The sequence below is a fragment of the Mesomycoplasma sp. genome, from assembly GCF_056854695.1.
This window is the reverse complement of record NZ_JBXGGF010000003.1, coordinates 1-12,501: the sequence shown is the minus strand read 5'-3', so window position 1 is coordinate 12,501 and position 12,501 is coordinate 1. Positions and strand designations below refer to the sequence as shown.

Sequence of the window (12,501 nt, the reverse complement as noted above, 5' to 3'; positions counted from 1 at the left end):
AATAGTTTTATTAAATAATTAGTGTATTTAATTTCTTACAGTTTTTTTATTTTAATGGTTAAAGGAAAATAAAAAGCACAATAAATGTGCTTTTTATACAAAATAATTTGCAATTAAAAAAAGATTACTTACGAATATTTAGCGCTTCAATAGTTTCTTTGTAAGCGTTAAAATTAGTTTCTTTTAAGTAAGCAAGCATTTTTTTACGTTTATTAACTTTTGCAATAAAACCACGCATTGAGTGCTTGTCTTTTTTATTAACTGCAAAGTGTTGCTTAAGTGATTCAATATCCATAGTTAAAAGAGCAATTTGCACTCTAGTATCTCCGGTATTTTTTTCTGAACCACCAAATTTTTTAATTAGTTCTTGTTTTTTTTCTTTACTAATCATTTTTTTCTCCTTAAGTAAAATTTAAATTAAATTTATAACCTAGCAATAATCCGAGAATTTATTAAAACCAAGCAATAAATTAAAAAAAGTAATTTTAAATTAAAAATAAAAAAAATAAACAAAAAAATAGTTTTTTTATTTATTAAGTGTCAATATTTTTAAAAATGTATGCACATCTAAAGATGCCCCACCAACAAGAGCGCCATCAATAGATTCTTGATCTAAAATCTTCGCTACATTAGTTGGGTTTACAGAACCACCATAGAGCACTTTTGCTTGATTATTTGTAATTTCTTTAATAAAGTTACATACTTTTTGCGCTTGCTCAGCAGTTGCACTTTTTCCAGTTCCAATTGCTCAAATCGGTTCATAAGCTATAATAACATTAAAAAAATCAATTCCTTCAAGTGATTTTTTTAATTGGTTAGTAATCACTTCTTCTGTTTGACCTTTTTCAAATTGTTCTAATGTTTCACCAACACAAACAACAGGCAAAATACCTTGTTTTAAAAGTTGCTTGATTTTTTTGTTTACAACTTCATCAGTTTCATTAAAAAATTCACGACGCTCTGAATGTCCAACAATTGTATATGTTACACCCATATCTTTTAACATTTGGGCACTAATTTCTCCTGTTTTAGCACCATTATCATACATAGAAACATCTTGAGCTGCTCATGGAAATCTTGCACCACTTGAAGGGAATCTAAATAAATAAATGTAAGGTGCTGCAATAGCAAAATCAGTATCTACTATTTTACTTAAATTTTCCATATAAAGTTCCTGAAGCACATCAATAAATTGACTAGTTTCAGAAAATGTTTTATTCATTTTTCAGTTACCAATAATGATTTTTTTCATAATAGAATATTTTAAACTATATTATAGTTAAAGTTACAAAAATTATTAATATTTTTTGGCAATCTATTGCTTTAAGTGCCAAAATATGTTATAATTTGTTTTTGAAAACAAATAAAAGAAAGAAATAAATATGAGTAAATTAGAAAATTTGAACAAATATGCTAGAAATTTAACTTTTTTAGCAAAACAAAATAAACTAGACCCGGTTATTAACAGAGATGAAGAAATCAGACGAATTATCAAAATTTTATCTCGAAAAACTAAAAATAATCCTGTCTTAGTTGGTGAACCAGGAGTTGGTAAAACCGCGATCGTTGAAGGTATGGCACTTAAAATTGTTCAAGGACAAGTTCCACAAAATTTAAAGAACAAGCAAATTTTTGAACTCGATCTAACTGCCATTATTGCTGGCGCTTCTTTTAAAGGCGAATTTGAAAAACGAATTAAAGCAATACTATCTGAAGTAGAAAATAATCAAGATGAAATTATCATTTTTATTGATGAAATTCACTTATTAGTTGGCACCGGTTCATCAGGGGGTGATGCAATGGATTTTGCAAACATTTTTAAACCTATGATGGCTCGCGGACAAATCAAACTTATTGGAGCCACAACTATAAATGAATATCGACTTTATATTGAAAAAGATGCCGCTCTCGAGCGAAGAATGCAAAAAGTTGATGTCGCTGAGCCAAGTGTTGAAGATGCAATTACTATTTTACGTGGGATTAAAGATAGATTTGAAACTTTTCACCAGGTAAAAATTAGTGATAATGCATTAATTGCTGCATCACGCTTATCAGATCGTTATATTAGTGATAGATTTTTGCCAGATAAAGCTATCGATTTAGTTGATGAGGCTGCTGCTAATTTAAAAGTTGAACTAAACTATCAACCTGAAAATTTAGAAAAAATTATTCAACAACTTGGATATCTTAAAGTTGAAAAAATAGCCTTAGAAAAAGAAGGTAAAATAGAGAAATTAGCAACTTTAAACAAACAGATTGAAGCCCTAGAAATTCAACGAAAAGAAAATGAACAAAAATGAATTAGTCAGAAAAATCAAGCTAGTTTAATTGCTCAATATCAAAGTGAAATTGAAAAACATAAAAGCAAGTTAAATTCATTAATCTCAGATGGTAACTATGAAGCAGCTTCAAAAATTAAGTATCAAATTTTACCTGAGCTTGAATTAAAATTAACAAACTTAAAAGAGAACAACAATGAAAGCGAAAATATTGTAAATGAACTAGCGATTGCTAAAGTTGTAGCTAAAATTAGTAAAATTCCTGTTGATAAATTGATGGAAACTAGTGTTGATAAACTTCTGAATCTTGAAGATAATTTGAAATCAAGAGTCAAAGGGCAAGATGAAGCTATCTCATTAGTTTCACAATCTATTTTACGTTTTAAAGCTAATATCAGCGATCAAAGTCGTCCAATAGGTTCTTTTTTGTTTCTTGGGCCTACTGGTGTTGGTAAAACCGAACTAGCAAGATCGCTTGCACTGAATTTGTTCGATAATAAAAACCAAATTATTCGCCTTGATATGTCTGAATTTATGGAACAACATAGCGTTGCTAAATTAATAGGAGCTCCTCCAGGGTATGTTGGTTTTGAACAAGGCGGAATGCTTACTGAAAAAGTAAGACAAAACCCTTATTCTATTGTGCTTTTTGATGAAATAGAAAAAGCACATCCAGATGTTATTAACATTTTGCTACAAATTTTAGACAATGGTAGTTTAACTGATTCTAAAGGCCGAAATGTTAACTTTAAAAACACAGTTGTTATTATGACTTCTAATATAGCTGCTGACAAAATTTTACTTGGTAAACCACTAAACGATGAGCAACTCAAAAGTGAATTACTCAAGTTTTTAAAACCTGAATTTATTAATAGAATTGATGAAATAATTGCTTTTAACAAATTAGATAATAGCGCAGTAGCTCAAATTATAAATCTTGAACTAGCGGATTTAAATGGTAGATTGAAAAATTCTAATTATAAAATTGATTTTGACGAGTCAATTCATTCATGAATTTTAAACAATGGTTTTGATCAAAACTATGGTGCCAGACCTATTAAAAGATTTATTAAAAAAGAAATTGAAACCTGAATTGCAAAGCAAATTATTAGTAAACAAATTTTACCAAATAATCATATTGTAATTAGTTGGCAAAAAGGACAAATAATAGCTAAAACAATTTAAATACTTAGTTTTAGAGCTTCTACAAAAATTAAAATAAAAAGTTGATTTGAAAATCAACTTTTTATAATATTTTAAAACAATAAATTAATATTAAAATCTTATATTTTTATTTAAATTTAAACCCTTTATTAAAATAAAAGTTTAAGTAAAAAGTGTATTTTTATAACTCTAACTTTTGTTGATTTTAACTTAATTTAGAATGTAAATCACTTTCAATTACATTCTTTAATTTTTCAACTAATCTTTTTTGTTCTTCTGTACTCAAATCAGGATTATTTTTCATAAATGTAATTGTTTTTATAAACTCAGGATGGTAACCGATTCCTAAAGGTTTTCCATATGTTTTATGAAGTCTAATTCAATTATCACGAAGACGTTTATAAACCAAATCTGTTTGTTTGTGCTTGTAATTTTTTAATAAATACAAATGTGAAAAAATGTGTAAAATACCTGTTGAAACGATAACTTTTCTATAAATTCTATTTCAATGCACAGGTACATAAAAAATAGAAGCAAAAAATAAAGATAAAGATGGTGCACTTGTTGCCACAGATAAAATTCCAACTAATTTGTAACTACTTATGTCAGTGGCTTTAACTTGGATAAATGATTGAACAAAAAATGGTGTAAACAAGAACAGTAATCTAACAATATAATTTATTAAAGTAATTATTCCATTATTGACATAATAACGAACAAGTCGATCTGAATGGCCTTTATTTTGAACATTATTAATATAAATCATTATTTCTATTAAAAATAAAAAAACTGTAAGAGATAAAATGTAAACACTATATTGTCAAACACTATATTTGTCAAAACCACCCGTTGCAGCTCAAAATAAAAATCAAATTAATGAAACTAAAAGAATAACAATAGTTTTATAAACTGATTGTGCAAGAATGGACATTTTATTTCAAAAACTTTCAATTGGATTATTTTTATCATTACTTTTAACAATTTCAAGATTTGATAAAATGTCTTTATTTAAAACTTTAAAGTTATTACTTCAAACATTAATTTTGCTACGATAATCCATTTTTGCATTAATATCACTCAATGCTTCAATAGATGGGATATGAGAAAGTTCTTCAACAAATTGTCGTTCTTCTTTCCCGATACCTAAACCATCTAATTCACTATTTGCCTTTTTTTTAGTTCAAAAAGCAAATTTATTTTTTTTAATAGTTTCGGTTTTTGAAACAGAATTATTAACATTATTGAATGATTCTTTACTATTATAAATAATTGTTTGTGGTTTAGTTTCCGTTTTTGGCAAAATTATATCATTTACTTCATCCATTTTTTTTTGTTGCTTATTATTTGGATTAGAATCTATTTTAATTTCTGGTTTATCATTTTTTGAAAGTAAAAAATTTAAATTTTCTTCAAACTTATTTTTTGATTGTTGAAATGTTTTTAACTCATCTATTTTAATTTCAGATGGCTTCTTCTCAACTTTAGATAAAATGAATGGTTTTTCTGTTTTTGTATTTTCTTCTTTTTTTAATATATTTTTTAGTTTTTTAAATTCAAATTTCATAATTGATTCAAAATTGTATCATAAATATAATTTGATACATTTCCTTTTTAAATAAGACTTTTAAAAATAAACTAGGGCACCTTTTTGGTGTCCTAGTTATAAAATTATTTTATAAAATTATTCAAAATTTAAATATTGTTTAACAAAACTTTGACGTAATTTCATTATTTTGTCATTATCACTAGCAAGTGATTTGTTATTAAATACTGCAAAAGATTTAAAAATAATTGATCCTTTTTCATCTGTGTTACTTGTTTTAGTATCACCAATTTGATAAAAATCTAGACCTCTACTTATAATTGTTTTATCACTTGGTGTTGGACTTTGAGTTGTTGTAGAACTCCCTATGTGTCCACCACCTGCAGTTGAAGCTGCTTCTGCTGGTTTTAAATCAAATGTAAGAGTTTGACTTATATATGATTCACCATTATTAACAGCAGTTCTTGGAATTAATGTAAATTTTAAACTATTATCTGTTTTAACAATTTCTAATAAAAGTGGTAAATTCACATCTTCAAAAAACCCTTGGAAATCTTTATCAAATTTACCTTGAGATGAAGCAGTGATGTGTCTTTTTGAAGCATCAGTTGAAGCAGAACCAACTGCTGATCTTCCACCTTGAGGAACCGGTATTGCAGTAGCGTTTATATCTTGTAATTGAATTTGTTCACTAGCGTCTGCACCACTTGTAACTTTTGCTCTTTTAATAGAAATTTTAGAATTATTTGCATCATTAACAAACTGATTAGATGCAACTAAAGCTAAAATTTCAAAAGGTACTGATGCAGAAGATGCTACAACTCCTGAGACACTTGGAGAATGTGAGGAACTAGCTTGTGCAGTTTCATCTTTTAGATTTTTATATTCAAGTCCAATAATGAATGAATCAGAAAAGTTTTTAGAATCTATTTGTTGAGCTGCACCACCGTGTTGTTGTCCAGAAGAAGGTTCAGGCAAATCAGAAGTTCCACTTAATTTTTCAATAAATACACTAACCTCACCTGATTCATTACCTATTTTGCTTGATAATAAATTATATCTTTTACCACTTTGTAAATCTTTGGTTGGCTCAAATGCTAAGTACATAACCCCATCTTTTAAAGTGGTGGCTGTTTCGTCTTGACCTTGATATTTAAGTGGATTATTTAAATATAAACCATCTTGAGTTAAAGAATTAGTTAATTTTTCTGGTGTTTTGGTTTCACCTTCTGTAGCACCTTTAGCTGCTTGTGTTGATTTAGGAGCTGGCTGTTTAGGTGTTGCAATTTCTGTTTCTTTATCACTAAAAATTACAAAATTATTATTTAAAGAATGTAAATTGAAAACTTTTGAAGTTTTGTCTTCCAAAGATTCTCTGGCATCGAAAAAGTAAGCAACTCCATCTTTTTTTGCTTGATCATAAGCAACATTATTCGCAGTTACATTTCCAATTTCAAGATCACCAATAATTTCATTTTGGCTTGAAAAAATTAATTTAAAAATAGAGCTTGTTTTATCAAAATCACCACTGACTTTTAAATCAGTAAATTTAGCAACTAATTCATCAAGAATTTGTCCTAAAAAATCACCTGCTTTTAAAGTTTGAGTTTTTACTACTGCTTGTGGTTGACTATTACCTTCACCTTGCACATCACTAACTTCTACTGGTTTAGCAGTTTTGTCTTGACTACTTTGTTGTGTTTTTGAATTTGTGCGAGTGACAATAGTTTTATTTACATCTGTTGCGAAATTATTGAAAAAATCAATAATATTTTGTTTGTGTTCAGCTGTATATCTAGATCAATCACTCAATGTGTTTGTAACACGTTGAATGTCACTAGCAAAAATAGTTACAAAATTACTACTTTTTTTAATATTAAGCATTGAATTAGAACCAACAATGTCATAAAAAGCTTTTTGGTTATCATCGCCTAACAAATTACTAATTAAAATAGGAACTTTAATTGAAGGGCTTTTAAACATTGTTTTTGTTTCTTGAGATTCATCGCTATTTGATGGTAGATCAATTAATTTTAAACTTTCAGGTGTTAAAACAATTCCATTGTGGTAAGTTAGGCTTGCATTAACACTAACTTGTTCATTATTATCTAAACTAGCTGTTTTATCAGGGGTTACAACTGAAAATGTAACATCAAAATTACCAAATCTTTTTTGTTTTTGATCAAATCAAGTACTAAATAAATTATCTTTACTAGTTTGACTCTTAATTAATTGATAAAAGCTTTGTTGTTGATTTAATAGTTCTGCTCTTTTTTCAGCTTTTAGTGTGAAAAATGGTTGTTTAACAAACTCTTGTTTAAATTTAGTTGCAATATCATTAGTTGAAACCAAACCATTAACATTAACTATAACATTTTGTGTTTTATTTTGAGCATCAATAATTTGAACTTTAAAACTAGCAGTTCCTGTTGCATCATCAAAAGTAACAGCAATTTCACTTTTTTGACTTTGTGAATTTTGTGGATCTTTATAAGCAATAATTTTGCTAGTTGTAGCTAAATAAACAAGTTTTTGAACTTTGTTTTCAAAACTAATACTTCCGATTCTAGCAATAGTATTTTTAAGTGCCGATGCTAATTGATCTTCATTTAAACTAATTTGAGTTGTATTTGCAACCACACTTTCATCTGATTGACTTGTTTGAGCACTAATGATTGAATTAATTTCACTAGCTAAGATACTTTGAATCAATATGTTGAATTGTGAAGGTAATAAATCACCATAACTTGCTAAAGGTTTTAAAGTTAAATCGGCTTTTACAATTCCACTTTGATTGACAGTGGAGTTTGTTTGTGTTTGTGCAAAACCTGAAATAGTAGCTAAAACTGAACCTATGCTAACTGGTTTTTCTGTTTCTTTGTTAAAGGCCAATACAGAAACATTTTCCACACTAGTTTCACTTGATGCTGTATTTTCAAGTGGAGAAACTTGAAAGTATAAACTTGGATATTTTTGTTCTAATTTACTAAAATCTACTAAAGAATTTAAGTTAAAAGATTTAGTTTGAACCATTGCTACAACTTGATCTGATGTCAAATCACTTGCTTTTTGGTTAATGTTGAGTTGAGCTAAATCGGTAGCTAAATCAGGGTAAGCATTTCCAATCACTTTGCTTTGATTAGATACTACAAATTCAGAACTATATTGTTTGCTAATTCTAGAAGTAGAAATCCCAACCCCTAATCCAAGTGTTAAGGCAACAAACCCAAGTGCAGTAGCACCAATAATTATTTTATTTTTCAATGAAGTATTTTTCATAACTTTCCTTTAAAAACCTTTAATTAACTTTTTGCTTTAGCAACAACAATTTCATCTTTTCATAATTTGTCAAATAATCCATCAGTAGATTCATCTTTATTCGGATTTTCAACAATTTTAATTACAAGAGGAATACTTGAAGTAACTTTAGTAGTTTTTGTGGTTGGAGTTGTACCTTGTTGTGCAGAACCATTTGATTGAGCTGGATTATTTTGAGCTCCACTGTTTTGAGCTGCAGAATCAGTACTTGGAGCTACCGGTTCTGTTATTGATACATACACTTTTCCTTTTAGTGTAGCTGATGTATCTGAATTTAAAGTTGCACTATCGATTTCAAAATCATAGCCATTGTTTATTGATTTTAAATAAGGAATTAATCCTTCAGTTAGTACTTTGAAATTTTCAAATTTTTCTTTAGGATCAAAGGTTGGTGTAGTAGCTTGACCTGGTTTACCTTGTTGGGTTTGTTGGGGTTTAGCGGCTTCAACTTCTTTATTTCTCTCTTCAATTGTATCTTTTAGAAGTTTGAATTTATTTTTACCAAAAATTAAACTAGTATATTGGGTTGGGATAGCTAAAATGGTTGAATCAAGGTTTGAAATGGCTTTAAATTTGTCACCATCAAAACTAGATGTTTGTAAATATAGGGATACTTTTTTAGTATGAAGAACGTCATCTACAAAATCACCATTACTTTTTTTGAAACCAAGTTTGTATCAATATTTTAACTCAATAACTTTTTTATCTGTGTTAGTTGTAGCACTAACTACTTTATTAGACTTATCTTCTATAGGTGTTTCTTCAAAAGCCACACTAACTTTAAAACCAAAATCACTCTTATTTGATCAACCACCATTTGCAGCCGCTTGTAAGTAAAATGCAACAACTAAATCTTTAAGTGATGACATTTGTTCAAGACCAAAGTAATTAATTTTGTGTTTACCTGGATTTGAAGTATCGCTGTTCTTTTCAACTTCTGAATAAATCTTATTTGCATCAAATGATTTAGTAGGATTGAATGGAAAATTATGTGGAATAAAACTACTTTGACCAACATTATTTTCAATAGCCGGACCAGTTCCAAAGGATATAGCATTACCTAAGTCTCCTGGAGTTGGGGCTTCATCAGTTGAGGTATCACTGGATGATTTTCAATCAATTTTTCAACCCAATACTTGACTAAGATAATCATTGAAATCATATTCATATGTATCATCTGTTGTAGGTGCTCCTCCAACAATAGAACCAGTACCTGGAACAGACGCTCCTTGAGTTGAAGGACTTACTGTAGGTTTTTCTATCAACTTAGATGCATCAAGTAATTGAGCTCTCTTAAATTGATAAGCACTTAAAAATGATAACAATCTAAAATTATAATTTTTATCGCTATTCTCTAAATCTGAAAAAGTGAGTGAATCATAAGGTTTTAAGTTAGATATATAATTTGAAAAATCTGGACTCAATTGTTTAAAATTACTTGGTAAATATAATGGATATGAATTAGCATAATCTGTAAAATAACCATTTATATCAAATAAATAAAGAAAGTTATTGTCATCGCTATCATCAGAATTAGAATTATTATTTTGAATTTTAATGTTATCTAAATCACTAAGTGACAATGAACCTAAGTCATCTAAGTTTGCATATTTACCTTTGTCAAAAGATACTCCAACAGCTTTTGCTAATTTATATAACCCATTAACAACTGCTGAATGACCTTGTGTTAAAAGTGAGTGATAAAATGCACCAAGTTCATCCTGAGATTTAAACACATTTGATTTTGAGCTAAAAATATTTTGATCTTGATAAGATTGTTCTAAATTTTTAGTTCAATGAGCAGCTTCTATATCTGAAATTGTAGGAACTTGCGCATCTGCACTTGCAATTTCAAGCATTTTATTATTTAAATTAAAGTTGTAACCATTTGAACTTGAAATCAACTGTGCCAATTCATTTAATTTTTGATTTTTAATCAATGAAGAAATTTCTTCACTACTAATCAATTGTGATGTAGTTAATGGTTTAGCAGTATCACCACCTAGCTCGCCAGTTTTGTTTTCAGAAATTAAAGAATCAAGTTGGTTTTGATCAACTTTTTTAAAGTTATCAAGATCAAATTTAACTTCTTTACTTGCAATTGCTTTTGAACCGTCACCACCAACAACTGAATCCAATAAACTAATTCTAGCTGGTAAATCAATGTATAGTCTATTGTCCACTCCGATTTTAATACTTGCTTTTTTAGTTAAAAAATCATATCTAAAATATTTTTTAACAAGTTCAGCTGGTAAATCTTGATATTCACCTAAATTTAATCTAACACCTTTAATTAATAAACGATTAATAGCTTTATTAATGTCATCCTGGTTGCTAATTTTTTGCAATTCATTAAAGAAAGTAAAGGCATCATATTTGTAAGAGTCTACTTTTGAAGTATCAAAATTAGAAGATATGGTTTTTTGAATACCATCTTTATTTAAAGGTTCAAAGTAAATATCCTTACGTTCATCTGATGAATTAGGATCACGATAAAAATCTAAACTACTTAGTTCGAATATTCCAATTTCATTAATAACTTTTTGTGGGTCTAAAAAGAAATTAGCATTTTGACCAACTTCAATTTTTTGAATAATAGTATCACTTTTAGAAGCAGAAGATGCAATTCTAGTTTGAGTCTCTGGACTAAAACTAGTTTCTACTCAAAAATCAAAAGCATTTGAGTTGTCCTTAGACAAACTTGCTCATTGTTTTTCATTATTGTTTGTAGGATTTTGGACTAATTTAATAGTGAAAGGCTTTTCTCCTAATTCACCAGATAATGTTGTTGCTTTGTCATTAATATCATTCAAAATTTGATTGAAATTCAAATGAGATGATAATTTTGCAAGAACTTCATTACTATTCGCGGATTCATTTAATTCACTAACAAAATCACTAACTTGTGTTAAAGAAAGCGGTTTTGCCATTTGTTCATTATTAGCAGTAATTTTTGAATCTTTAGAATAACTTAAATCAATTGGTTTAATTGTGCTAAGACTATTACGAACAAAATCTGAATATTGTATTAAAGCATTTTTCACTGCATCTGATTGACTTAAATAAACAGTGTATGAATCTGATTTTGCAACTTTATTGTTAATAGTTTGACTTAAGTGAAATTGTAATTCAAAACGACTTTGAGAATCTTGTGCTTCAAATTTTTCAATTTCTACCTTAATTCCATTTGGAACAGAGTAAACATCATTATTTGTTGAAATGAATTGAAGGTCATCTAATAAATTTGAATCAGCTTTTAATTTACCATCTTGGTCAAATAGTTTGTTTTTTAAAGTACTATAGTCACTAGTGAATGGTGCAAATTCATTTTTAAAAGCAACTGATTTAATTTGTGAAATTTCAGCATTAACGCGTGCTCTTGGGTTTTGGCCATTATAATTAGCCTGACTAGCTAGTCCCACTACTAGTCCAAAAGTTGTAATTCCTGCAGCAGCTAGACCCGCTGTTAAAAGTTTTTGTTTATTTGTCATTAAAAAATCCTATTAAAAGTGAATAATTTTTTTTAAAATTGTACTACAAAAAGTTATTTTTCTTATTAACTATATATCACAAAATAAAAAAATAAAATTATTTTATGATTTTTAAAAGTAAAAATAACTTTTTTTTAGCTTAAATTTAGTTTTTAAATGTAAATTTACCTTCGATTCTATTGACTAATTTAATTTTTTTAAATTAGTAGCTTAAACAGTAATTTAATTAAAGATAAAAACTATTTTAAAATAGCTAAATTGCTAACAAAATTTGTTTAAATTCATGCATTTTCAAAATGCACTTTAGCAAATTCACCTATATATTATAGTTAAATTTCTAAATTTATTTAAATTAAAACTTTAAAATTTAGCAATAAAAATAGTTTTATATTATAATTATGAAGATAATGGATCAGTACTCAAGAGGCTGAAGAGGATATGTTGGAAACGTATTAGGGGCTTTACCGCCCGCGCAGGTTCAAATCCTGTCTGATCCGCCATTTGCTCTCGTGGTGAAATTGGTATACACGTTAGATTGAGGTTCTAATGCGGAAACGCGTGCAAGTTCAAGTCTTGTCGAGAGCACCAAAAAGTTATCGAATTTTTCTGAATAAGTCTTCCATACTAACCCTCTTTCTTATTAGTTAATGACTAAAAACTGCGTTTTAAATGTTTGTAATTCCTTTAGTAAGTTTGTATTCTAAGA

General features: G+C 28.1%; 6 protein-coding genes and 2 tRNA genes. 3 read left to right on the top strand and 5 right to left on the bottom strand.

Annotated features, from left to right (window positions below):
• Positions 1 to 124: 124 nt before the first annotated feature.
• A complete protein-coding gene (gene rpsO / locus ACJHWB_RS00565) occupies positions 125 to 391 on the bottom strand; it encodes a 30S ribosomal protein S15 (RefSeq protein ID WP_483132583.1) in 267 nt (88 codons plus the stop codon).
• Positions 392 to 526: 135 nt separating this feature from the next.
• Entirely contained in the window at positions 527 to 1,252 is a 726-nt protein-coding gene (gene tpiA / locus ACJHWB_RS00560; protein ID WP_483132582.1) for a triose-phosphate isomerase, read from the bottom strand.
• Positions 1,253 to 1,382: 130 nt separating this feature from the next.
• Here tpiA and ACJHWB_RS00555 point away from each other — a divergent pair, with 130 nt between their 5' ends.
• Positions 1,383 to 3,464, top strand: a complete 2,082-nt coding sequence (locus tag ACJHWB_RS00555; RefSeq protein ID WP_483132581.1) for an ATP-dependent Clp protease ATP-binding subunit — start codon at positions 1,383 to 1,385, stop codon at positions 3,462 to 3,464.
• A gap of 184 nt (positions 3,465 to 3,648) precedes the next feature.
• Here ACJHWB_RS00555 and ACJHWB_RS00550 read toward each other — a convergent pair whose 3' ends face one another.
• The 3 genes from ACJHWB_RS00550 to ACJHWB_RS00540 form a co-directional block, all read right to left on the bottom strand.
• Positions 3,649 to 5,007, bottom strand: a complete 1,359-nt coding sequence (locus ACJHWB_RS00550; protein ID WP_483132580.1) for a hypothetical protein — start codon at positions 5,005 to 5,007, stop codon at positions 3,649 to 3,651.
• 117 nt (positions 5,008 to 5,124) lie between these two features.
• Positions 5,125 to 8,265 carry a P110/LppT family adhesin N-terminal domain gene (locus ACJHWB_RS00545; RefSeq protein WP_483132579.1) on the bottom strand — a complete coding sequence of 1,047 codons (3,141 nt, stop codon included), beginning with the start codon at positions 8,263 to 8,265 and terminating at the stop codon, positions 5,125 to 5,127.
• Positions 8,266 to 8,288: 23 nt separating this feature from the next.
• The gene (locus ACJHWB_RS00540; RefSeq protein WP_483132578.1) at positions 8,289 to 11,795 is read right to left on the bottom strand and encodes a P97 family adhesin; all 3,507 of its coding nucleotides are present in this window, start codon (positions 11,793 to 11,795) and stop codon (positions 8,289 to 8,291) included.
• 409 nt (positions 11,796 to 12,204) lie between these two features.
• Here ACJHWB_RS00540 and ACJHWB_RS00535 point away from each other — a divergent pair.
• Together ACJHWB_RS00535 and ACJHWB_RS00530 are read left to right on the top strand one after the other, a co-directional pair.
• Positions 12,205 to 12,295: transfer RNA gene (locus ACJHWB_RS00535), tRNA-Ser, on the top strand.
• Between the two features lie 3 nt (positions 12,296 to 12,298).
• Positions 12,299 to 12,383: transfer RNA gene (locus tag ACJHWB_RS00530), tRNA-Leu, on the top strand.
• Positions 12,384 to 12,501: the final 118 nt, after the last annotated feature.